The sequence below is a fragment of the Streptomyces sp. NPDC007088 genome (assembly GCF_042869355.1).
Lineage (GTDB): Bacteria > Actinomycetota > Actinomycetes > Streptomycetales > Streptomycetaceae > Streptomyces.
On sequence record NZ_JBIAFO010000001.1, the window covers coordinates 531,172 to 552,229 of the forward strand.

Genomic DNA, 21,058 nt, shown 5'->3' on the forward strand with positions numbered 1-21,058 from the left:
TTCGGAACTAACCCGTCCCACGGATTCGACGAAGGGCTCCGCACCCATGCCTGAGCAGCTCTGGACCGAGGTCGACACCTACTTCACCGACCGGCTCTCCCTCGCCGACGAGGCCCTCACCGGCGCTCTCGCGGCCAGCGAGGAGGCCGGTCTTCCCGGCATCAACGTCGCTCCCAACCAGGGGAAACTGCTCCAGTTGCTGGCCGAGATCCAGGGCGCCCGCCGCATCCTGGAGATCGGCACGCTGGGCGGGTACAGCACCATCTGGCTGGCTCGGGCCCTCCCGGCGGACGGCAGCCTGATCACCCTGGAGTACGCGCCGGAGCACGCCGCGGTGGCCCGCGCCAACCTGGACCGCGCGGGCTTCGCCGAGAGGGTGGACATCCGGGTGGGCCCGGCCCTCGACAGCCTGGCCCGTCTCGCGGAGGAGGGCACGGAGCCCTTCGACTTCGTGTTCATCGACGCGGACAAGGTCAACAACCCGAACTACCTCGCCTGGGCCCTCGACCACACGCGGCCGGGCAGCGTCGTCGTGGTCGACAACGTGGTGCGCTCGGGCGCCGTGAAGGACGCGGAGAGCACCGATCCGGCCATCGTCGGCACCCGCGCCGCCCTCGACCTCCTCGCCGCCGAGCCCCGTCTCAGCGGCACCGCCGTGCAGACCGTCGGCTCCAAGGGCTACGACGGCTTCGCCCTGGCCCGCGTCATCTCCTGACCGGGGGCACGCACTCCGCCGGGAAGCAGCACCCCGCGGCCCGCCGCTTCTCCGAATCAAGCCCCTCTCCCCCTTCCAGACCGTCTCCGCTCCCCTTCCGAGAGGGAGAATGGAGCCGCACGTGGCGACGACGGACGAGACGACGAACGACGAACGACGAACGACGGGAGAACACCGGATGACCGAGCGCAAACCGCCTGGGCTCGACTTCGAGTCGTGGGTCGACCGGCAGTTCAGGGAGGCCGAGGAGCGCGGCGACTTCGCCGCCCTGGCCGGCCGCGGCAAACCCCTGCCGGACGAGTCCCCCCGCTACGACGAACTGTGGTGGGTCAAGCAGAAGATGGCCCGGGAGGGGCTCTCCCACCTGCCGGCCTCCCTGGTCCTGCGCAAGGAGGCCGAGGACACCCTGGCGGCCGCCGCCGAGGCCCCCTCGGAGGAACGGGCGCGCCGTATGGTGACCGGGCTGAACGAGAAGATCTCCGCCGCACTGCGGGCCCCGCTGGAGGGCCCGCCGCTGGGTCTGGTCCCCTACGACGTGGACGCGTTCGCGGCCCGGTGGCGGGCCACCCACGGCGGCTGATCCCGTGCGCCCCGGCCCTCGCCGTCGCCGGTCCCCCGGCCGCCACCGGTCCCCTCGGCCGGGGCCGGGGGCGGGCAGGGCAGGATGGTCGGTATGAGCATCGTCAAGATCAACGTTCTGTCCGTGCCGGCCGAGCGCCGCGAGGTTCTGGAGCAGCGTTTCGCGGCCCGTGCGGGCGCCGTCGAGAACTCCGACGGCTTCGAGCACTTCGAACTGCTGCGTCCCGTCGAGGGCACCGACCAGTACCTCGTCTACACGCGCTGGCGCGACGAGGAGTCCTTCCAGGCATGGATGAAGGGCCCGATGCAGGCCGCCCACCAGGGCGGCGGCCCGCGAGGCGGGGAGCAGGACGAACCGGGCGCACAGGGCGGGGAGCGACCGCGGCCGGCCGCCTCCGACTCCACTCTCTGGTCCTTCGACGTCGTCCAGCAGGCGGGCCCCGCCCAGTAGTGAGGCGGCAGACGGACGGCCCCGCGCGGTGAGGGGCGGGGCCGAAAGGTGAGGAGGGGCGGTACGACGGGGTCCCACCCGTCGTACCGCCCCTCCTCGGTTCAGGGGGCTCTCGCTCCTGGTCCGCTGTCGGCCCGTGGCGCGAAACCGGTGCGCAGTCAGAAGCCGAGCAGGCGCTCTGTACGCAGTCAGAAGCCGAGCAGGCGCTCTGTACGCAGTCAGAAGCCGAGCAGGCGCTCTGTACGCAGTCAGAAGCCGAGCAGGCGCTCCGTCGTCTCGCGGTACTCGCGCAGGGCGAGCCGCAGCCGCTCGGTGTCGCTCGCGCCGCCCGCCGTGCCCGGCCGCCCGTCCGTGGCGCCCTCGAACGGCTCCCTGTGCGCGGAACCGCCGTGCGCGGGCGCGGCGCCGGCCGCAGCCGGGCCGTCGGTGACCGGGGGCATGGTGGCGGTGTCGCCGTCGTGGTGACGGTCCCGGCCGCCGGTCCCGCCCAGCGGCCCGTCGCCCGCGGTACCCGCCGCGCCGTTACGGCCGGCGGCCGGGCTGGAGCCCGTTCCCGCGGAACCGTCCCAGGACGCGCGCAGGTCGCCGCGTCGGCTGGACAGCGCCTCGGTGAGGCGGGCCACCGCGTCCTCAAGTATCCGGTCGGCCTCCTCGACGGCCGCGCGCGGGGAGTCGACGAACTCGTTCAGGGCCTGCTGGAGCCGCTGCCCCAGCTGTTCGCGGACCTCGCCCGCGACGAGGCGTTCGTGCTCTCCCGCGCCCCGGCCGGGGCGCCGCTCGTTCCCGTCGTACGCGTGGCGCTCGCGCCCCGCGCCCGGACCGGACCCCTGCTCGTACTGCTCGCCGGGCACTTGCTCGTTCGTGTAAGCGGTCATGGCGGTCACTTCCCCTTGAGGTCACGCGAATGGAACGGAGCCGTCTCGGCGGCGGGTGCGGGCGTCACGGGTTCCTGGCCCGGCGCCGGGGCCTGCGAGGCCGGGCCGGCTGCGGGCGGTACTCCCGTCGTGGTGCCGGGGAGGGCACCGTCGTGACGCCCGTCCCCCGCCGCCGTACGTCCGTGGTGGTGTCCCGTGCCGGCCCCGTTGGACACACCGGCGCCGACCAGTTCCTCGAAGAGACCGCGCGCCTCGACCATGGCCTCGCGCAGGTCCTCCGTGCTGGCGTGGCCGGCCGCGCCGGCCTCCTCGGCACCCGCGGCGTACTCGGAGCCGCGCGGTCCGGGCGTGGTGCTGCCCGCGGCGGCCGAGTCGTGCAGCCTGCGGTAGCCGTGGACGTGGTGCGGGTGGTGCACGGAGAGGGCCTCGACCCGTTCCGCGTGCCCACTGCCCTCGGGGAAGCCGCGCGCGCCGGCCACCTCGTCGACCAGATGCTCCGCCTCGGCGACGGCCTGCCGGGGCGCCTCGACGAACCGTTCCTGGACGCCGGCCCAGCGGGCGAGGTACTGCTCACGAGCCGCGGGGTCCAAGGGGCGCTCACGCAGCGAACCGTGGCGTCGCACGCGCTCGGCCAGCTCCTGCTCGGCGGCCTTCACGTCGCCGTTGTGATGGGCGACGGTTCGCTCGTACTCGGGGCCGAAGCGTCGCCGGAGCGAGCCTCCGCCCTCTTTGCCCCGTTTCGCGAAGACGAGGGCGCCGACGGCGAGTGCGACGACGACCACGACCAGTACGACGATCAAGGCGGTGGACATGTGTGCCCTCCCGGTGGATGTGAATCGCGGGAACAGGTGTGTCCCGCCCGGCACTCCGGGTTACCCCGTCCGGCGAGTCAAAACCGTTGGCGTACGGTTCCGGCCGCCCGGCCGAACCCTTCGGCGCACCGTCCCGGTCGCCGGCCGGAAACCGTTGGCGCACCGTGCCGCCGCCGGGCACGATCGCCGGATGACCCCGTGGACTTTCGCCCGTGAACCCTTCGACTCGCCGGTCGCCCTGGACCTCTGGCGCGCCTACTACACCGAGGTGTCCGACCGCTGGTTCCTCCTGCACGAAGGGCGCCGCACACCGCCGGAGGAGCTTGAGCGGGGCCTCACGGAGGAGACCGGGGCGGAACTGGACGCCCCGCACGGGGCGTTGCTCGTCGCGTGCTACGACGGTGAGGCGGCCGGCTGCGCCGGGGTACGGCCCTCGCCGGTGGTCCGCGGGGAGTACGCGGGGGCGTACGCGCTGACGCGCCTGTACGTACGGCCCGGCCGTCGCGGCAAGGGCGGCGCGGCGCTTCTGCTCGCCGCGGCGGAGGACACCGCACGCGCCCTCGGCGCCCGCCGTCTGGTGCTCGACACCCGGCACGACCTGACCGAGGCACGCGCCCTTTACGCGCGCCACGGCTACACCGAGACCGGCCCCCTGTACCCCCGCCCGTACGCGGAGCACTGGTTCCACAAAGACCTCGTCGCGCCCGGAGCGGACCCCTCGGCCCGCCACATAGGGCTTTCCGCCAGGGGCTGACCAGCGCGCGTGGCGGACCGGCGCCGAGCCTCCCGGGCCGTTGTGGCGGGCGTTCCGGGAGCGACCGGGGGCCCGGTTTCCGGGCGCGCGCTCACACGGGGCCGCGACCGTCGGCATAATCACCTGAGTTCGTCTCGGGGAGGGACTCACAAGGTGAGCGGACAGACTTGTCCTGAATGTGGCAGACCCCGCGCGGCCGGGGCAGGTTCCTCGGCCGCCGGAAACGCGCGCTGCGACTGCGCGGAACGCACCGCCGAGGCGATACGGGAGACCCGCTCCGGAGAGCTGGCCGAGGCCGAGGCGTTCAGCCCGCTGCGCATCCGCCCCTACGTCACACTCGCCTCGGACGGGGCACAGGACGCGGAGGGCATGGGGGAACCGGCGGGCATGGCGGAACCGGCGGGCGGTGCCGCGGGGAGCGCCGCCGGAAGGGCCGCCGCTGACCCGGCGGAACCGTCCCGCAGGAAGCCCCACGGCGGCCTCCCGCCCGACGCGGTCACCGCGCCCCTGCCCCGTGTCGCGGCGGGAGCCGCGGGCGCTGCCGGAGGTGCGGCGCGGGGTGCGGGGGCGGCGACGCCCGGACCCGCCCCAGGCCCCGGCGACGTACCGTCAGGCTCTTCAGGAGGGGGACGGGGACGGCGGCGGGCGGTGGTGGCGGTGGCCGCCGGTCTCGTCCTCGCGGCGGGCGCCCTGGTCGCGGTGACCGCGGCAGGCGGTTCCCCGTCCGACGAGGCACCCGCCACGGCCCACGAGGCCGCGGCACCCCCGGGCTCCCGTTCCCCCGCCGCGGGGGCCTCCCCCGGAGACAGCGGCAGCGGCGCCCCGGACGAGGCGCGGGAGGGGCGGGCGAGCACGTCTCCCTCCGCGTCCTCCACAGCGTCCACTCCGACCGCGACGGCGTCCCCGTCCTCGTCCGCCTCCTCCGACGCCGCCGCCTCCGGTACGGGGCCGAGCGACGGCCCGTCCGCGACGCCGGGTGGCGAAGCGTCCCTGCCCGCACCACCGCCGGGCGCCCCGTCCGCCTCCGCGCCCCCGCAGAGTTCGCAGCCCGCCCCTCCGGGCCTCGCGGCGGGCCCGGCCGTCCTGCGCCGGGGCGACGAGGGCCCCGAGGTGGAGGAACTCCAGCGACGTCTGCAACTGATCCACTTGTACCCGGGCAAGCCGAACGGCCGCTTCGACTCACGGCTGGAGCAGACCCTCACCGCGTACCAGTGGACCCGGGGCGCGACGGACGAGCGCGGGGTCTACGGCCCCGACACCCGTACCAAACTCGAAGGGGAGACCCCACAGCTGCGATGACCCCGGCCGGTACGCGGGGCATCGGACGGGGCGGCGCGACGCAGCGGCGCGACGCGGCGGTCCGACGGGGCCTGAAGGACGGGTCCGCGGTGCTCCGGGAGGCCGTTGGAGCCGTGGGCGGCCGGAGGGGGGCGACAGACCGGGGCCAGGGAGGCGGAGCGGGCCGGGGGGACGGAGCGGGCCGGGGGGCCGAAAGGCTGCGTTCAGGAGGCGGGAGGCCCGGTACAGGAAACGCGGAGGCCCGGTTCAGGAAGCGCGGAGGCCGTCCCCGTCAGTCACGATCCGGAAGGGTCCGTGTCAGTCACGATCCGGAAGGTTCCGTCCTCGCCCGCGGCGTCGTACCGCACCCGCACGTCGGCGAGGTCCGGCACGTGGACCGTCGGGTGGAAGCGAGCGGCGCGCGGCCCCACTCCGACCACGCGCATACCGGCCGCCCGTCCGGCCTCGATCCCCGCCTCGGAGTCCTCGAAGACCACACAGTCCGCCGGGGCGACGCCGAGCGCCGCCGCGCCCTTGAGGAAGCCCTCGGGGTCGGGTTTGCTCGCGCCCACATCCTCCGCCGTGACACGCACGCCCGGCATCGGCAGCCCGGCCGCTTCCATACGGGTCCGGGCCAGGGTGACGTTCGCCGAGGTCACGAGCGCGTGCGGGACCCCGGCCAGCCCAGCGAGGAACACCCCGGCTCCCGCGATCTCGACGACCCCGTCGGTGTCGGCGATCTCCTCCGCGAGCATGAGCCGGTTGTCCGCGAGGTTCTCCTCCATGGGCCGCTCCGGCAGCAGGGCCGCCATGGTGGCGTAGCCCTGACGGCCGTGCACGACCCGCAGCACCTCGTCCGCGTCGAGCCCCTGCCGCAGGGCCCAGCGCCGCCAGCAGCGCTCCACCACGGCGTCCGAGTTGACGAGGGTGCCGTCCATGTCCAGCAGGACGGCCCGCGCACCGAGTTCGAAAGTCATCAGCAGCTCCCGCACCGAACAAAAACAAGTGGCCCCGCCCACCGGTCAGGGAATGCGGACGGGAACCACTTTGTTTCGCCACGATACAAAAAGGGGCCCGAAAAAGCCAGCCGCCGCCCCGGCCAGGACGAACCGCCGGCCACGACGGACCGAGGACCTACGGAACGGCGGAGCCATGAACGCCGCGGCGGCGCGGCGCGGCGGACGGACGGGCATACCGCGCGACGCGACGGACGAACGTCCCGGCCGAACAGACCGGCCCACGGACGGACGTACCGACCGTACGAGAGGGACCGGCCTGACCGGCCTACGGGACGGACGCACCGGCCGGCGTACGAGACGGACCGACGCCACCCACCCCAGCCAACCTCAGACGGCTCAGACGACTCAGACGACTCAGACGACTCAGACGACTCAGACGACAGCCTCGAAGAGGCTCAACGCACCGAGAACGAGCATGACGACCACCGCCGCCTTGGTGACCAGCCCGAGCGGCACCTTCCGCATCAGCGTGCGCCCGCCGAGAACCCCCAGGGCCCCGACCACCCACAGCGCGAGTACCGCGCCGGTGCCCACTGCCAGTGGTTCTCCGTAGCGAGCGGCCAGGTTGGCCGTCAGGATCTGGGTGAGGTCGCCGAACTCGGCGGCGAGGATCAGCGTGAAACCGGCCCCCGCCACCTTCCAGAAGTTCTGCCCGCCGGGCTCCCGCGCCTTGGCGGCCGCTTGTTCGTCGGGGTTTTGGAGCAGCAGCACCGCGGCCCCGCCCAGGAAGAGGACACCGGTCAGGGCACGCAGGATGCGGTGCGGGAGCAGGGTCAGCACGCTGCCGGCGGCGATCGCGAGGACGACGTGCACCAGGAAGGCGGCCGCCATGCCCGCATAGACGTACGAGGCCCGGTACCGCGTCCCGAGGACGAGCCCGGCGAGCGCGGTCTTGTCCGGCAGCTCGGCGAGGAAGATCACCCCGAAGGTCAGCGCGGTCACGCTGAGACTGAACACGGCCCCACGCCCTCCAAGGATCTCCGGGCTTCCGTCGGGCGGGACCCTTCGCGAGCCCTCACCCGCACCCGCGCGAAGCGCCCGCCCAGGGGCGACCGGAGTGCGCCCACCCGAACACGTCGACCCACCCGCCGGCCACCAGCCCGGCGCGGCCGACGGCTCCGACCGGGCGCCACGTCCGCGACGCCCCATCGTACGCACCACCTCCCGCCACGGACGACGGCGAGAATCCGCGAAACCGCGGCCGCGACAGGGACCCCGCACGCTGCCCGCTCCCGAGCCCTTGAGCTCCCGAGCTCCCGAGGCGGCGCGACCCCCACCCGACACCCTTCACCCCACTCCCCCACCCCTTCACACAACAGCCCACTCCTCACGCCCCGTACGCAACACCCGCACGCCCGCGCACCCTTGACGCGCCCTCACTCCCCTTGATGTGACGTGCGCATGACGCCACGCTGTTACCTGATGCCCACCCCCCGGAAACCCGGGAGCGCCAGGATGACCGCGCCTCACGGTCGCACCCCCCACCTCACGAGGAGTCCCCATGCACGCTGTGTCCGGCACCCCCGCCAGCCCTCGGATCTACGCGCGTCGAGACGAGAACTCCCCCCTCAGTCGGCGTCTCCCCCTCCCCCGCAGGCTCGGCGTCCTGGGCGCCCTGACCGCGACGGTCGCCGCCGCGTCCCTGTTCACCGGTCCCCCCGCCCAGGCAGCTCCCCCGACCCCTGTCTCCGCGTCGACCGCCCGCGGCTATCTCACCGACCTGAAGGTCGCCGCCCAGGGCTCCGCGAGCGGCTACAGCCGGGACAAGTTCCCGCACTGGATCACCCAGTCCGGCGCCTGTGACACCCGCGAGGTCGTGCTGAAACGTGACGGCACCAACGTGGCGCAGAACTCCAGCTGCTCCGCGACCTCGGGCACCTGGAAGTCCGCGTACGACGGTGCGACCTGGACGCAGGCGTCCGACCTCGACATCGACCACGTCGTCCCGCTCGCCGAGGCATGGCGCTCCGGAGCCAGCGGCTGGACCAACGCCGAGCGCCAGCAGCTCGCCAACGACCTGACCCGTCCGCAGCTCATCGCGGTCACCGACAACGTCAACCAGTCCAAGGGCGACAAGGACCCCGCGAAGTGGATGCCCCCGCTCTCCTCGTACACCTGTCTGTACGCCCGTATGTGGGTACACGTGAAGCACTACTACGACCTCACGGTCGACTCGGCGGAGAAGAGCGCCCTCCAGTCGGCGCTGAGCGGCTGCTGACGCGGCCCCGACCCGGCCGGACGGCCCCGGCACGTCCCGGGTCCCGGCAGGACCGGAACCCCGCGCACTCTCCCCGTCGTCCCGTACCGTGCGGACCCGGCGAGGAGAGGACCATCACATGGCAGGGCTGCGCCTCGGACCACTGCTGAGGTACGTCGACGACACCTCCGCCACGGTCTGGGTCGAGACCGACCGGCCGTGCACCGTACGCGTGTGGTGCACGGCCGGTCCGCACGGCGAGGCGGACACCTTCCGCATAGCCGGGCACCACTACGCCCTGGTCGTGGTGGAAGGACTGCTCCCGGGCTCGGACACGGAGTACCGGGTCACTCTCGACGAGAGCCGCCACACCTCCACGACCCGTCCCGCCGCAGGGCCCGGGGAGCGCGGCAAGCCCGGGAAACCCGAAACGACCGAAACGACCGGAATCACCCGAATCACGGGAGCCACCGGAGCCACCGGAGCCACCGGCGAAGGGGGAGCCGGGCAGGACCCGTCGGCCCCCTGGAACCGGCGACTGCGGCAGGGTGCGCGCGAGGCCCACTCGGACGGGAACGAGCTCCTGGTCTGGCCCGAGCCGGACTCCCCCTTCCCGCCCTCCGTCATCCGCACCCTGCCGTCCGTCCCCTCCGCTTCCGGAGCCCCAGGGACCTCCGAGAGCCCCGCGAACTCGGGGGGCACGCCCCACTCCTACCGGACCTACGGCGGCAACCACACGCCCCCGGCCGGGGAGACGACGGCCCCCTCGCCCACCGGGGCGGTTGCCGCGACAGCGGGGAAGGCGACGGCAACCGGGTCGACCACCACCGGGCCGGGAATGCCAAGGTCCGGCGACCCGGCTCCACCGACGGCGGCCGACCCGCACCCGCGCCTCACCACCTCCCAGTCGGCAAGCACCGACGGCCCCGCCACCCGGTCCGCGAATGACGACCCGGCGTCGCTCCAGATCTCCTTCGGTTCCTGTCGCTGGGCCGCGCCGCCGCCCGACGAGAAGGACCCGGTCGGTCCGGACGCCCTCGACACTCTCGCGGGCCGACTGGCCGCGCACCCGCAGGAGAGGCGCCCGGACCTCCTCGTCCTGCTCGGCGACCAGATCTACGCGGACGAGACCTCCGACGCCACCCGTGCCTGGCTCGCCACCCGACGTGACCTCGACCAGGCCCCGGGCGGTCAGGTCGCCGACTACGAGGAGTACACCCGCCTCTACGCCGAGTCCTGGCTCGACCCCGAGATCCGCTGGCTGCTGTCCACCGTGCCCAGCTGCATGATCTTCGACGACCACGACGTCATCGACGACTGGAACACCAGCGCCGCCTGGGTCGCCGAGATGCGCGCGACCCCGTGGTGGAACGAACGCATCCTCAGCGGCCTCATGTCGTACTGGGTGTACCAGCACCTCGGCAACCTCAGCCCGGCCCAACTCGCGGCGAACCCGCTCTACGCCGCCGTACGCGGAGAATCCACCACCGGGCCGGCGATGGCCGACGACCGGACAGCCACCCCGGGAGGCGTCTCCGGCGCGGGACGGAAGCCCGTCGGCGACGGCCCGCGCACCGAAGAAGAAAGCGCCGAGAAGGGAGCGGAGAGGGAAGCCGGTCCGCGGCCGGGTCCCGACTCCGGACAGGAGACCGACTCCGGACAGGAGACCGACTCGCTTCCGCTCCCGGAAGCGGAGACACCCGCGGGCGGGGTGCTTGCCGGGCCCCGGGTCGGGCCCGGAGACGAGAACCGAACCAGCGCCCCCCACGACGCGACGACCGAGCACCGGCAGAGCACCCCGCACACCCGGCGCGAGGAGCGGGGAGAACGCCAGGAGCGGGGAGAGCGCGAGGAGCGGGGAGAACGCCAGGAGCGGGGAGAGCGCGAGGAACACGACGGCACCGAGGCCCTGCGCTCCTTCGCCGCGGAGGCCGACGCAGACCCGCTCAGCACCCGGTGGAGCTACCGCCGGGACCTGGGCCGGGTCCGGCTGCTGGTGATCGACTCGCGTGCCGCAAGGGTCCTCGACGAGGACCACCGCTCCCTCCTCGACCCCGAGGAGGCCCGCTGGATGCGCGCGCAGGTGCTGGACGCCCCCGGCTCCTACGACCACCTGCTGATCGGCACCTCGCTGCCCTGGCTGCTGCCGCACCTCATCCACGACCTGGAGGCGTGGAACGCCGCCATGTGCCGGGGCGAACGCGGCGCCCGGTGGGCGGGGCGCGGCGAGTACCTGCGGCGCCGCAGCGACCTGGAGCACTGGGCGGCCTTCCCCACCTCCTTCAACGGGCTCGCCGACCTTCTCCGGGAGGCGGGCAGCGGCCCCGACGCCCCGGCCACCATCAACGTGCTCTCCGGTGACGTCCACCACGCCTATACCGCCGAAGCCCGCTGGGACACCTCCGCCCCGCCCACGGCGCAGGTCCACCAGCTGACCTGTTCCCCCGTCCACAACACCGTGCCCACCGCCATCAAGTTCGGCTTCCGTCTCGGCTGGAGCGGCGCGGGGCGGATGATCGGCCGCCGCCTCGCCCGGCACGGACGAGTCGCTCCCGCCGCCGTCGGCTGGAAGCGCACCGGCGGCCCCTGGTTCGGCAACCAGCTCATGACCCTGCGTTTCCGGGGTCGCGACTGTTCCCTCGCTCTCGACCGGGCCGAACCCGGTCCCGAGGACGGCAGCGCCCGCCTGGTACGCGTCATCAGCACCCGGCTCAGCGCTCCCTGAGCCGCCACCCGGACCACATCGCCGGACTCGGCTCAGTCCCCGTCCCGCGTCGTGGGGGCCCGCGGGACCGCGAACCCCCACGACGCCGACGTCACACGCCGCGGAAGGGGACGGTGAAGCAGGCGACCCGTTCACCCGCGCCACCCGGCGCCCCGTGCAGCACCACGGACCGCGCCTCTCCCGGCCGGAAGTTCCAGGTGTGCCGCGCCTTCGCCGTCCCCGCGCCCCGGTCCTCCGTCCTGAGGTCCAGCCAGACCTCGTTGCGGTCGTTGGCGTAGGCGGCGTCCTTGGAGGGCTGCCGCGGGTCGCGCCTGTTCTGGTAGTGACCGCCCGCCGCGGCCGGGTCCGCGGCACAGGTTCCGGTGTGGACGTGCGCCCCGAAGGCGTGGCCGGCAGCCAGCCCCGCCACCCGCAGAGTGACGGTGGTGCCGTGACCGTCCGTCCGCTGCTCCACGTCCACGCCGGCACCCGAGGGAACCAGCGAGGTGTCGTACGTGAACGCCCTCCACCTCCCGGCCTGGGCGTCCTGCTTCCCCGGCTCCGAGAACCGTGAGAGCACCCGCAGCGCGTAACTCCCGTCGGTGCCGACCGTTCCGGCGTCCTCGGCACCGGCCGGACCCGCCGGGACGCCTGCGCCTCCCCGCGCGAGAGGGACCGGGCGCAGCAGCGCGGCCGAGGACGCCCCGGTCGTTCCGTTCGCGGCGGAGCCGGTGCCCTCCCTCGTACCCGTTCCCGCACCGTCCGGCAGCACCGGCCGAGGACGGGGACGCAGCTCCGGCCCGGAATCGGCGCTTTCCACCAAGCCGCCCACCGGCCGGTCCGCCACCCGCGGACCGCCCACGTCGGCCGCGACGGCCACCGGACCCGTGACACCGCCGGCCACCAGCACGACCGCGGCCGCAGCCCCGGCGAGCACTCCTGACACCATGTTCCAGCTCCTCGCTCTGTTCCCGTTGGGTTCCGCACGACAATCCGTTCGTACGGGAGACCGGGCCGGGCCGCCGCTCCGACGCGGCAGGCGGGTGAACGTGACAAAGCGAACACATGAGCCCCCTGTGGAAAATCCCTGTGGTCCTTCGGCGTACGCTGGCTGGCTGGTATCCGACCGCCCTTGCCGCTCCCCTGCGACACCGCGGCGTTGTTCATGACCGGGGAGTTTCGGTGTTCGAAAGTCTGGGGCCGCTGACCGGCAGCCCATGGATTTATGCCGTGGTCGCCGTCTCCGTGGTGTTCGACGTCTTCCTCCCCGTACTGCCCAGCGGGGTTCTGGTGATCATGGCCGCGACGGCCGCGGCGGCGACCAGCACCGGGTCCGCCCACGTCCATCAGGTCCCCGACGTCCTCGCCCTCATGCTGAGCGCGGCCTCGGCCTCGGTCTTCGGCGACCTCGTCGCCTACCGGCTCGCCTGGCACGGCGGCGCCCGGCTCGACCGCGCGATCGCGAGGTCCCGGCGGCTCACCACCGCACAGGAACGGCTGGGCTGGGCCCTGTCCCGGGGTGGCGGGGTACTCGTGGTGGTCGCCCGCTTCGCGCCCGCCGGACGCTCCGTCGTCTCCCTCGGCGCCGGGGCCGCCCACCGCCGGGTGCGCGAGTTCCTGCCCTGGTCCGCCGTGGCGGGAGTGGCGTGGGCGGCCTACAGCGTGGCCCTCGGCTACTTCGGCGGCCAGTGGCTCGGCGCCACCTGGCTCGGCACCGCGGTGTCGTTGCTCGCGCTGTTCGGCGCGGGCGCGGGAGCGGCCTTCATGATGCGCCGCCCGAGCCCCACTCCCTGAAGGCGCCGTCCCGCGTCCCGGCCCGTCAGCCCGCGGACCGGCCGGCTGCGCCGCGTATCTCCAGCCCGTCGAGCAGCTCACGGGTGGCTCGGGCGATCTCCTCGACCGCCCGGTCGAACACTTCCTGATTGTGCGCCGCGGGCGCACGGAACCCCGACACCTTCCGCACGTACTGCAGTGCGGCGGCGCGGACGTCGTCGTCGGTGGCCCGCTCGGGCAGGGCCGGCGGGCGGAGGGTCTTGATACTCCTACACATGTCTCCAGTGTGGACCAGCGGGCCGCCATTGGCGATCACACGTTCGAATGAACGTAGCCGCCCAGCCCGGGGGCTCTTCGCACCGCCACATCCGCCCACATCTGCCCACACTCGCCTCGCCGCGTCGCGTTCGCTTCGAAAATTCGAACAGGCGTACTATTCGCGTGTGGCTGAGACCTACGACTTCCCCGACGACCTCCGCTCCGGTCAGGAGGAACTGCATCAGGTGCGGGCGGAGCTGCTCGACCTGCTCAAACGACTCCCCTGGTCCGTGACGCCCCTCGACGCCTTCAGTGAGGACAACGGCTGGCGGAAGGTGGAGCGCCCGGCCTCTCCCGGGTGGACCACGGAGGAACAGACCCTGGTCGAGAAGCTGCGCGCCAGGGAGTTCGAACTCAGCGTCCTCGTGACCTCCCACCCCTTCTGGCAGGAGGTCGCGCCGACGGAGGTCGTATCGGCGCGGATGCGCCTCAAGCACTCCCCCGCCGGCCCGGAGGCCCTCCGCCCGGACGAGCCCGACGGTGAAGGGTGATCGGGCAAGCCGGAGCGACGACGCGGCGACGGCGCGGAACCGAGGTCTGACGGCGCGCGACCGAGGACGACGACGGGGATGCTCACGGAGGAAGTGAGCGGAGGTGCCGTCGAGGAGGGCGGTGCCGTCGAGGAGGGCGTCAGGAGGTGCGAGCGGTCCGGCCAGCCGTCCCGCCGCGGCGCGTCGAGGGTCTGCCGCTTGATGCCCGTCGATGCCCGGCTACAGATCGGGGCTCTTGAGCTCCAGGATCAGGTTCTGGTGGTTGCGGGTCACCCGCCGCATGTACTGGTCCAGCGTCGGGACGCGGGCGCCCTCGAACTCCTTCGCGAACCAGCCGCCCGCGTCCAGCCGGGCGATCTCGGCCGCCGTGAAGTCGCGGACGTTCCACGGCGCCCGGTCGGGGAAGACCTGCTCCACGTCGGTCGTCCGGGTCAGCGTCGTGTCGCGCAGGACGACGAGCTTGCCGTCCTTCGTGCGCTGGACGTCGTTCTCGACCCAGCGGAACCCCAGCTCGGCCGCCCGGTCAATCGCGGCCAGCGTGTTCTCAGGGGCCTGTTCGGAAGCGCCCCGGTGAGCGCGGGCGCCCCTCGGGGGATGACGGCACGAAGCCATGAGGGCACGGCGCGAAGCCGTGGGGGCGCGGTGCGAAGCCATGAGGGCACGGCGTGGAAGCCGTGGGGGCGCGGTCAAGGCACTCCAGGCGAGCCTCACGGGGGCGCCAGCCGGTGTCGCGAACGCGGATCGCGGCGGGGCAACGCGAAGGCCCCCTGCCGATACGGCAGGGGGCCTCTCACTCAGCGGCCCCTGACGGGGACCGCTGTCCTTCTCCCGGTGGGCGCGGACGGTTTCGAACCGCCGACATTTGCCTTGTAAGGGCAACGCTCTACCCCTGAGCTACGCGCCCGGGACGAGTCGACAGCCTACATGGCCCCCGCCGCTCCCTGGCAAACACCCGAACCGCACGGCACCCCCTCCCCGACCGGCCCCCTTCCCTGTCCGACCACCCTCTTCTCCGCACCTCGCGGCACCCTCGCGACATCCGGGCAGCCGGAGATCCACGGAGGTCCCGCAACGGGCCTCCCGCCGAAGGTCACGGTGCGGATCGCGAACCATCAGCCCCGTGTGTTCGTTCTTAACGGGTGGGAGAATGGCAACCTGACACGCGATGACAGCACAGGAGAGGGATACGTGACGGCGACATCCACGCAGCCGTGCACTCCGACCGCACAGCGCCCGCCTGGGCATGCGTGGACGACTCCGTTCCGCGAGACGCTGACCCTCGTCCTCCTTCCCCTGCCGCTCGTTCCGGTGTTGCTCGCCGCCGTCCCCGCGGCCTTCGCCGGCGGGGGCACGCGCCGTTGGTTCGGGGGGCGCGGCGAGAGCCAGCGGGCGGAGGCACAAGCCGCGAAGGACGCCGCCGCGGCCGCCTTCTACGAGCTGGACACCGCACAGCGGGATCTGCGGATCTCGATAGAGACCATCGTCGCGGTAGACGACTCGCCGGCCGGCCGCCGCGCGGCCACGGACTTCGACGCTCTCGGCCTCCGCATTGACGAGGCCAGCGGTCACTACATCAACGCGGTCGACGCCCACGACCTCGACCGGGACGACCTCGACTCCTCCACCGCCACCCGCGCCCGGCAGGAACTGTCTCGCGCGAAGGACGAGCTGCAGAAGATCAAGGCGGACCTCGACCGTTTCTCGCAGAGCCTCGGCCCCCTGCTCGGCAAGGCCGAGACGCAGCTGGCGCGACTGGCCCCCGCCGTCGAGCGGGCCCGCCAGTCCCTTCTCGCCGCGACCGCCGCCCTCGACACCGCGCGCGGCGCCGGACTGCGCGCCGACGATCTCGCCGCACGTCTCGCCGTCCTCGGCCCCGAACTGACCAAACTCAACCAGGGCGCGGGACGCCACGGCGTCGCCGAGACCCTGGAGCGCGCGGACCGCGTACTACGTGACTCCGAGACCGTCCGCGCCGAGGCCGAGCGACTTCCCGAACGCGCGGCCGACATCGACCGCCGTCTGGTCTCGCTCCGCACTCGCGCCCAGGCGCTCACCACACGGTCGTCCCAGGTCGAACCCGTCCTGAGCGAACTGCGCAGACGCTTCACCGCCGCCTGCTGGCAGGACCTCCAGCACGTTCCCGAGCAGGCCCACGACAGTCTCCAGCAGGCCCGGGAGAAGCTGGAGGAAGCCAAACAGGCCAGGGAAGAGCAGCGCTGGCCCGACGCGACCGGCAGCCTGGGCACGGTCCGCGCCCTGCTCAACTCCACCGATGAAGCGATCTCCGCCGCAGGTGAGCGCCTCCAGCAGCTCAACGCCGTGTCCAAGGACCCTCAACAGGAGATCGAGCGGACCCGCTTCGCGATCCGTGACGCCCAGCGCCTGGCGATGGCCGGCCGCAACACCCCTGACCCCCGCCACGCCCGCCCCCTGGACGACTCGGTGGCCCGGCTCGACCGAGCGGTCGCAGACCTGGACGGCAGGCACCCCGACTACTGGCACTTCCTCACCGAGACAGAGGCCGTACGCCGCACCGTGGCCCGCGTGGTCAGCCAGATCCGCGAGGACCGCGGGGCCACCGGCTGACTCAGCACAGCCGGGACTCCGAGAGGCGGTCCCCGCGGGCCGGCAACTGGCGGCGGGCGGGCACACCGCCTCCGATCGGCGCCATGGCGGTTGCGAGGGACGCGCGTCGCGGTCAAGCCGTCCCGCTTCTGTGGCCAACCGGCTGGTGACACCGAAAACGGGGTGGAGCCAGGCAGCGATCCTGATCTTGCGGCAGTTCGGCCGGGAGCTGTCGGCTGAGGTACCGCCTGCGGTCACCGCACCTTGCGCGGGGTTGCCGCAGCTCGCAGACCGTGGCCGACCCGCCGGAAGCGGGACAGAGTACGGACAGAGCAACCCTCCATCTCGTCAAGTCGGCAGCTGGCCCACAGCCGGCTGTCCGCGCCCGGTGCCGTCGAGAGCCCACTGACGCCGGCTGACGCGGTACCGCATCTGTGTCCGGCCGTGACTGCCTCATGTCCCACGGCTGATGGCTCCTGTCCCACGCCCCATGGCCCACCTTCATTTCCTCTGTCGATGCGTCGTAGCCCGTCAGGACCGGAACCCCTCCGAGCGCTGATTTGTCCTCCAGTGCCGCGCTCCCCTCTCCTCTCTCTCGTTCACTCTCGCTGCCTCTACGCTGTCCCCATGCCTCGATACGAGTACCGGTGCCGGTCCTGTGGTGACACCTTCGAACTCAGCCGTCCCATGGCCGAGTCCTCCGCTCCCGCCTCATGCCCCGTGGGCCATGACGACACGGTCAAGTTGCTGTCTACGGTGGCTGTGGGTGGCAGCGGTTCCTCCTCCACCCCCGCACCTGCGCCGACGGGCGGTGGAGGCGGCTGCTGCGGTGGCGGCTGCTGCGGCTGACGCCGACCCCGCACCCTGTGGCCCGTGCGGCCGCGGCCGTACGGCGCCGTTCTCTGTACGGGAAGGGGCCAACCGCCAGCCCTCTCTGGCGGAAGCCCGCCTCCTGCCGCGTCACTGTGCCCCGCCGCCGTGCCCGGCGCTCTGCCGAACGAGGCCGAGCGCCGTACATCACACCGTCACGCGGCTCAGCTCCCCAAGTAGCGGAGCACCGCCACGACACGTCGCGAGTACCCGGTGGTACCGGTGAGTTCCAGCTTGTCGAAGATCGCGTTGATGTGCTTCTCCACAGCGCTCAGCGAGATATGCAGCCGGCCTGCGATAGCCGGGTTCGTGTGCCCCTGAGCCATTTCCGCGAGGACGGCCCTTTCCCGTTCGGTGAGTCTGGCGAGCAAGTCACCGTGGCTACCGCTGCCCAGCAACTGCCGTACCACTTCGGGGTCGAAGGCCGTCCGACCGCCCGCCACGCGTTCCAGCGCGTCGAGGAATTCGTCGATCTGCACCACACGATCCTTGAGGAGATATCCCACTCCTCCGGTGTCCCCCTTCATCAGTTCGGCGGCATACCTCCTCTCGACGTACTGCGAGAGCACCAATACCCCTACAGGTGGCCACCGTTCGCGAATCTCCATCGCGGCACGGAGCCCGTCGTCGGTGTGGCTGGGCGGCATACGCACGTCGGCGATCACCACGTCCGGCTGATCTTTCTCCACTTCTTTCAACAGCTCCGGAGCGCTGCCCACGGCCGCGAGCACGGTGTGCCCCTCTTCCGCGAGGAGGCGTACGAGCCCCTCGCGCAGCAGAGTCGAGTCCTCGGCGAGAATCAGTCGCACGGCACCTCCGCTGTGATGATGGTCGGCCCACCGGCGGGGCTGCAGACATCAAGGCTTCCGTCCAGGGCGGCCACCCGTTGCGCCAAGCCTATGAGTCCCCCGCCGTGGGGGTTCGCACCTCCCTTCCCGTTGTCCTCGACCGTGACCAGCAGGGCCATTCCCCTGTCATCGGCGTCCGAACGGATCACGCGCGAAGGGTGTTCGTCGACTCTGACCCTGATCCTGTGGGCGGCCGAATACTTGACCGCGTTGGTGACCGCCTCGGAGACGACGAAGTAGACGGCGGTCGCGACGGCTCGTGAAGGCTCACCCCGGACACGGCATTCGAGGCTGACCGGGATCGCCGAACGTTCCGCCACTGTCTCCAAAGCTGCTCGGAGGCCGGACTCGTCCAGCGCACGGGGGTAGACCCGCCAGGCGACCTCTCTGAGATCTACGAGCGTTTCCCTGCTTTCCGCGTGCGCCTGCGTCAGTAACTCCCGCATGCGTTCGGGTTCCTCACTGCGCAGAGCTCGGCCGATGAGTACGCCAAGAGCCACGAGCCGTTGCTGCACCCCGTCATGCACATCGCGTTCGATGCGCCGGCGTTCCTCGTGGACGGCCTCGACCACACCGGCGCGGCTGCTGAAGAGCTGGTCGATACGGCGCTTGAGCTGCTCCTGCTCCCCCGGGCCAAGAAGCCTGCGCGCGAGCCGCTGCTCCAGGGTCTTCACACCGATCAGCCCTTGCAGAGCCATGAACAACAGGAGAAGGCCCAGCAGGCTGGTGCGGATGACGTCCCCGGGATAGCGCACATCGGCGAGAAACCAGATGTAGAGAAACAAGGTGCCGACCACGAGGCCGGCGAAAACACCGACGAGAACCAAGGCACCCAGAATGCCGAGCGGCCAACGGGCCGCGAGATAGGCGAAGGCCCGGCCGTCCCCGTACATTCCTGCGGAAGGCGCCCGCATATACAGGGAGAGCCTGACGCGCTCGACCTCGACGAGTCTGCGGGCACCCGAGAACACCCGCGCGAGCAGGGCCTGTCTACCGGACGGCCAGGTCTGCACCGCGAGGACAGCGCAGGCGGACAGCACGACGAAAGTCAGCTCGATGACGGCCGTGAACGACCCGAGCATGATTCCTGTGGCGAGTCGGCGCCCGCCTCGCACGGTTGATCTCATGCCCCGCACGCTAGCCGGGCGCGGGCAGCGAACACCCTGAGGCAGACCGCAATTTCACCCTGCGGTGCACCGCAGGTGAATCCTGCGGTGCACTTCAGTGCCCCTTCAGCTTCCGGTCTCTAGCGTGATGAACATGATCGAGAGCAGCGCACCGCAGTGGATCACCTCACTCATGGAGACGCTGGGCGCTCCGGGGGCCGGTCTTGCCATCGCCCTGGAGAACCTGTTTCCTCCTATCCCCAGCGAAGTCATCCTGCCTCTGGCCGGCTTCGCGGCGAGCACGGGGGAAATGCACGTGGCAGCCGTGCTGGTGTGGACGACGGCCGGCTCCGTTCTCGGCGCGCTCGCGCTCTATGGCCTCGGCGCCTGGCTGGGACGCGAGAGAACCGTGGCGGCAGCGGCGCGGCTCCCCCTCGTGAAGGTCGCCGATATCGAGCGCACGGAGGCATGGTTCGCGCGTCACGGCACAAAGGCAGTGCTTCTCGGCCGGATGATTCCCGTCTTCCGCAGTCTCATATCCATACCCGCCGGGATCGAGCGGATGCCGCTGCCGGTTTTCCTGTCTCTCACGACGCTCGGCAGTGCTCTGTGGAACACCCTTTTCGTCCTCGCCGGCTACTCCTTGGGGGAGAACTGGGAACAGGTCTCGGGCTACGTGTCGACCTACTCGACCGTCGTGCTCGTCGTGGCCGTCACCGCGGTGTCGGGTTTCTTCCTTGTACGGGTGTTGCGGGGCGGGCGTGAGAAGCGGCGTAAGCGAAGCGACGAAGGATCTCTTCCCCCGCGAGGACCCCACTAGCGGCCAGAGGAGTCACCCGTGGGGCGCGCCAGCCCTGCTGTGCCAGCTCTCCGTGGCCCGGCCGCCAGGCCAGATCGGCTGCCTCCAGGAGGTCGGCGTCCAGGAGGGAGTCGCCGGCCGCGAGGGTGAGGCCGGCCCCCGTCCTCTCCGCGACCTCGCGCAGTGCGGCGCTCTTCGTGAGGGGGCGTGGCACGGCGTAGACCTTGCGGCCCTGGAGCGAGATCGTCCAGCCGTGGCCGGCCGCCCAGCCGGACAGTTCCTCGATCCAGCCCTCGGGAAGACGATCGCGGTCCACGACGAGGTAGACGAACAAGTCCTCCGCCACGCGCTCCTTGAGCAGCCAGTCGGGGTCGGCGCGCGAGAGGAGCCGGCGGCGCACCGTGTCCAGTGGGGCCGATTCCTCGGTCAGTGCGGAACGCACCGTCCGCTGCCACTGTGGATCGCTCACGCCGTCGACCAGCACGTGACCACCGTTGGCGCAGATCGCGTAGCGGGGTGCCGGACCGGGGAGCTGGACGCGCGCGTACTGCTCGCGAGTGCGGGTCGTGGTGGGCACGAAGAGGGAGGTGCCGGCGAGGTCGCTCAGTAGGGAGGCCGCGGTCTCGGTCATGTACGAGAGCGGCCGGTGCTGGTAGATCTCGACGCACAGGAGGCGGGGTGCCTCCGTGTCGGACATGCGGAGGCCGAGGGCGCCCGCCGAGTAGATGAGTGTCCGGTCGAGGTCGCTGGCGATCACGGTCGGTCCGGTCCCCGCAGCGGGCCGGCTGACCGCGGCTAGCGAATCCGCACCGGCTGTACCTCCCGCTTCCACCCGGTCCCCGCCCCGGTCCGCGAGGAGGACTTCGGGTGGTGGTGCGTCAGAGGAATGAGAGGAACGGAGCGT

21 protein-coding genes, 1 tRNA gene and 1 pseudogene are annotated in these 21,058 nt (G+C 72.2%); 12 read left to right on the top strand and 11 right to left on the bottom strand.

Annotation, left to right across the window (positions count from 1 at the left end; genetic code table 11):
- Nucleotides 1–46 precede the first annotated feature (46 nt).
- The 3 genes from ACFYMP_RS02345 (at nt 47) to ACFYMP_RS02355 (ending at nt 1,745) form a co-directional block, all read left to right on the top strand.
- Nucleotides 47–715: an O-methyltransferase gene (locus tag ACFYMP_RS02345; RefSeq protein ID WP_388849104.1), complete on the top strand. Its 669-nt coding sequence runs from the start codon at nt 47–49 to the stop codon at nt 713–715.
- 178 nt (nt 716–893) lie between these two features.
- On the top strand, nt 894–1,295 hold the full coding sequence (locus tag ACFYMP_RS02350; RefSeq protein ID WP_388849569.1) for a DUF1992 domain-containing protein: 402 nt from the start codon (nt 894–896) through the stop codon (nt 1,293–1,295).
- A gap of 93 nt (nt 1,296–1,388) precedes the next feature.
- Nucleotides 1,389–1,745 carry an antibiotic biosynthesis monooxygenase family protein gene (locus tag ACFYMP_RS02355; RefSeq protein WP_388849107.1) on the top strand — a complete coding sequence of 119 codons (357 nt, stop codon included), beginning with the start codon at nt 1,389–1,391 and terminating at the stop codon, nt 1,743–1,745.
- Between the two features lie 248 nt (nt 1,746–1,993).
- On the opposite strand, the gene ACFYMP_RS02360 is transcribed toward ACFYMP_RS02355, so the two are convergent.
- The gene (locus ACFYMP_RS02360) at nt 1,994–2,620 is read right to left on the bottom strand and encodes a hypothetical protein (RefSeq protein WP_388849110.1); all 627 of its coding nucleotides are present in this window, start codon (nt 2,618–2,620) and stop codon (nt 1,994–1,996) included.
- A gap of 5 nt (nt 2,621–2,625) precedes the next feature.
- Nucleotides 2,626–3,432 carry a hypothetical protein gene (locus tag ACFYMP_RS02365; RefSeq protein WP_388849113.1) on the bottom strand — a complete coding sequence of 269 codons (807 nt, stop codon included), beginning with the start codon at nt 3,430–3,432 and terminating at the stop codon, nt 2,626–2,628.
- 190 nt (nt 3,433–3,622) lie between these two features.
- On the opposite strand from ACFYMP_RS02365, the gene ACFYMP_RS02370 reads away from it, so the two are divergent.
- Together ACFYMP_RS02370 and ACFYMP_RS02375 are read left to right on the top strand one after the other, a co-directional pair.
- Entirely contained in the window at nt 3,623–4,186 is a 564-nt protein-coding gene (locus ACFYMP_RS02370; protein WP_388849116.1) for a GNAT family N-acetyltransferase, read from the top strand.
- Between the two features lie 153 nt (nt 4,187–4,339).
- A complete protein-coding gene (locus ACFYMP_RS02375) occupies nt 4,340–5,485 on the top strand; it encodes a peptidoglycan-binding protein (RefSeq protein ID WP_388849120.1) in 1,146 nt (381 codons plus the stop codon).
- A 275-nt stretch (nt 5,486–5,760) separates the two neighbouring features.
- On the opposite strand, the gene ACFYMP_RS02380 is transcribed toward ACFYMP_RS02375, so the two are convergent.
- Nucleotides 5,761–6,441 carry an HAD-IA family hydrolase gene (locus tag ACFYMP_RS02380; protein WP_388849123.1) on the bottom strand — a complete coding sequence of 227 codons (681 nt, stop codon included), beginning with the start codon at nt 6,439–6,441 and terminating at the stop codon, nt 5,761–5,763.
- 414 nt (nt 6,442–6,855) lie between these two features.
- A complete protein-coding gene (locus ACFYMP_RS02385; protein ID WP_388849126.1) occupies nt 6,856–7,440 on the bottom strand; it encodes a TMEM165/GDT1 family protein in 585 nt (194 codons plus the stop codon).
- A gap of 544 nt (nt 7,441–7,984) precedes the next feature.
- Between ACFYMP_RS02385 and ACFYMP_RS02390 the strand changes: the two genes are divergently transcribed.
- A complete protein-coding gene (locus ACFYMP_RS02390) occupies nt 7,985–8,701 on the top strand; it encodes an HNH endonuclease family protein (RefSeq protein WP_388849129.1) in 717 nt (238 codons plus the stop codon).
- 118 nt (nt 8,702–8,819) lie between these two features.
- Complete coding sequence (locus ACFYMP_RS02395) at nt 8,820–11,405, top strand: alkaline phosphatase D family protein (RefSeq protein WP_388849132.1); 2,586 nt, start codon at nt 8,820–8,822, stop codon at nt 11,403–11,405.
- Nucleotides 11,406–11,496: 91 nt separating this feature from the next.
- Here the strand turns inward: ACFYMP_RS02395 and ACFYMP_RS02400 are convergent, their stop codons facing one another.
- A complete protein-coding gene (locus ACFYMP_RS02400) occupies nt 11,497–12,333 on the bottom strand; it encodes a superoxide dismutase (RefSeq protein WP_388849135.1) in 837 nt (278 codons plus the stop codon).
- Nucleotides 12,334–12,566: 233 nt separating this feature from the next.
- On the opposite strand from ACFYMP_RS02400, the gene ACFYMP_RS02405 reads away from it, so the two are divergent.
- Nucleotides 12,567–13,178, top strand: a complete 612-nt coding sequence (locus ACFYMP_RS02405) for a DedA family protein (protein ID WP_388849138.1) — start codon at nt 12,567–12,569, stop codon at nt 13,176–13,178.
- A gap of 25 nt (nt 13,179–13,203) precedes the next feature.
- On the opposite strand, the gene ACFYMP_RS02410 is transcribed toward ACFYMP_RS02405, so the two are convergent.
- The gene (locus ACFYMP_RS02410; protein WP_388849141.1) at nt 13,204–13,434 is read right to left on the bottom strand and encodes a DUF2277 domain-containing protein; all 231 of its coding nucleotides are present in this window, start codon (nt 13,432–13,434) and stop codon (nt 13,204–13,206) included.
- A gap of 166 nt (nt 13,435–13,600) precedes the next feature.
- Between ACFYMP_RS02410 and ACFYMP_RS02415 the strand changes: the two genes are divergently transcribed.
- Complete coding sequence (locus ACFYMP_RS02415) at nt 13,601–13,966, top strand: hypothetical protein (protein ID WP_388849144.1); 366 nt, start codon at nt 13,601–13,603, stop codon at nt 13,964–13,966.
- 143 nt (nt 13,967–14,109) lie between these two features.
- Here ACFYMP_RS02415 and ACFYMP_RS02420 read toward each other — a convergent pair.
- Together ACFYMP_RS02420 and ACFYMP_RS02425 are read right to left on the bottom strand one after the other, a co-directional pair.
- Nucleotides 14,110–14,578 (bottom strand): annotated as a pseudogene (locus ACFYMP_RS02420) (glycerophosphodiester phosphodiesterase family protein); the annotation flags it as partial.
- Nucleotides 14,579–14,798: 220 nt separating this feature from the next.
- A tRNA-Val gene (locus ACFYMP_RS02425) sits at nt 14,799–14,870 on the bottom strand.
- Nucleotides 14,871–15,154: 284 nt separating this feature from the next.
- On the opposite strand from ACFYMP_RS02425, the gene ACFYMP_RS02430 reads away from it, so the two are divergent.
- Together ACFYMP_RS02430 and ACFYMP_RS02435 are read left to right on the top strand one after the other, a co-directional pair.
- Nucleotides 15,155–16,552, top strand: coding sequence for a hypothetical protein (locus ACFYMP_RS02430; RefSeq protein ID WP_388849147.1), 1,398 nt, complete (start codon nt 15,155–15,157; stop codon nt 16,550–16,552).
- Nucleotides 16,553–17,158: 606 nt separating this feature from the next.
- On the top strand, nt 17,159–17,380 hold the full coding sequence (locus tag ACFYMP_RS02435) for a zinc ribbon domain-containing protein (protein WP_388849150.1): 222 nt from the start codon (nt 17,159–17,161) through the stop codon (nt 17,378–17,380).
- A 185-nt stretch (nt 17,381–17,565) separates the two neighbouring features.
- On the opposite strand, the gene ACFYMP_RS02440 is transcribed toward ACFYMP_RS02435, so the two are convergent.
- Nucleotides 17,566–18,210 carry a response regulator gene (locus ACFYMP_RS02440; RefSeq protein WP_388849153.1) on the bottom strand — a complete coding sequence of 215 codons (645 nt, stop codon included), beginning with the start codon at nt 18,208–18,210 and terminating at the stop codon, nt 17,566–17,568.
- On the bottom strand, nt 18,201–19,331 hold the full coding sequence (locus ACFYMP_RS02445) for a sensor histidine kinase (RefSeq protein ID WP_388849156.1): 1,131 nt from the start codon (nt 19,329–19,331) through the stop codon (nt 18,201–18,203). Before ACFYMP_RS02445 ends, ACFYMP_RS02440 begins: the two co-directional genes overlap by 10 nt.
- Nucleotides 19,332–19,509: 178 nt before the next feature.
- On the opposite strand from ACFYMP_RS02445, the gene ACFYMP_RS02450 reads away from it, so the two are divergent.
- Entirely contained in the window at nt 19,510–20,175 is a 666-nt protein-coding gene (locus tag ACFYMP_RS02450) for a DedA family protein (RefSeq protein ID WP_388849159.1), read from the top strand.
- Here the strand turns inward: ACFYMP_RS02450 and ACFYMP_RS02455 are convergent.
- Complete coding sequence (locus tag ACFYMP_RS02455) at nt 20,069–20,908, bottom strand: HAD family hydrolase (RefSeq protein ID WP_388849572.1); 840 nt, start codon at nt 20,906–20,908, stop codon at nt 20,069–20,071. The genes ACFYMP_RS02450 and ACFYMP_RS02455 overlap by 107 nt on opposite strands.
- Nucleotides 20,909–21,058 lie beyond the last annotated feature (150 nt).

Coding starts and splice junctions, on each gene's coding strand:
- ACFYMP_RS02345 (WP_388849104.1), top strand. CDS start 47: ATGCCTGAGCAGCTCTGGACCGAGGTCGACACCTACTTCACCGACCGG.
- ACFYMP_RS02350 (WP_388849569.1), top strand. CDS start 894: ATGACCGAGCGCAAACCGCCTGGGCTCGACTTCGAGTCGTGGGTCGAC.
- ACFYMP_RS02355 (WP_388849107.1), top strand. CDS start 1,389: ATGAGCATCGTCAAGATCAACGTTCTGTCCGTGCCGGCCGAGCGCCGC.
- ACFYMP_RS02360 (WP_388849110.1), bottom strand. CDS start 2,620: ATGACCGCTTACACGAACGAGCAAGTGCCCGGCGAGCAGTACGAGCAG.
- ACFYMP_RS02365 (WP_388849113.1), bottom strand. CDS start 3,432: ATGTCCACCGCCTTGATCGTCGTACTGGTCGTGGTCGTCGTCGCACTC.
- ACFYMP_RS02370 (WP_388849116.1), top strand. CDS start 3,623: ATGACCCCGTGGACTTTCGCCCGTGAACCCTTCGACTCGCCGGTCGCC.
- ACFYMP_RS02380 (WP_388849123.1), bottom strand. CDS start 6,441: ATGACTTTCGAACTCGGTGCGCGGGCCGTCCTGCTGGACATGGACGGC.
- ACFYMP_RS02390 (WP_388849129.1), top strand. CDS start 7,985: ATGCACGCTGTGTCCGGCACCCCCGCCAGCCCTCGGATCTACGCGCGT.
- ACFYMP_RS02395 (WP_388849132.1), top strand. CDS start 8,820: ATGGCAGGGCTGCGCCTCGGACCACTGCTGAGGTACGTCGACGACACC.
- ACFYMP_RS02400 (WP_388849135.1), bottom strand. CDS start 12,333: ATGGTGTCAGGAGTGCTCGCCGGGGCTGCGGCCGCGGTCGTGCTGGTG.
- ACFYMP_RS02410 (WP_388849141.1), bottom strand. CDS start 13,434: ATGTGTAGGAGTATCAAGACCCTCCGCCCGCCGGCCCTGCCCGAGCGG.
- ACFYMP_RS02435 (WP_388849150.1), top strand. CDS start 17,159: ATGCCTCGATACGAGTACCGGTGCCGGTCCTGTGGTGACACCTTCGAA.
- ACFYMP_RS02445 (WP_388849156.1), bottom strand. CDS start 19,331: ATGCTCGGGTCGTTCACGGCCGTCATCGAGCTGACTTTCGTCGTGCTG.
- ACFYMP_RS02450 (WP_388849159.1), top strand. CDS start 19,510: ATGATCGAGAGCAGCGCACCGCAGTGGATCACCTCACTCATGGAGACG.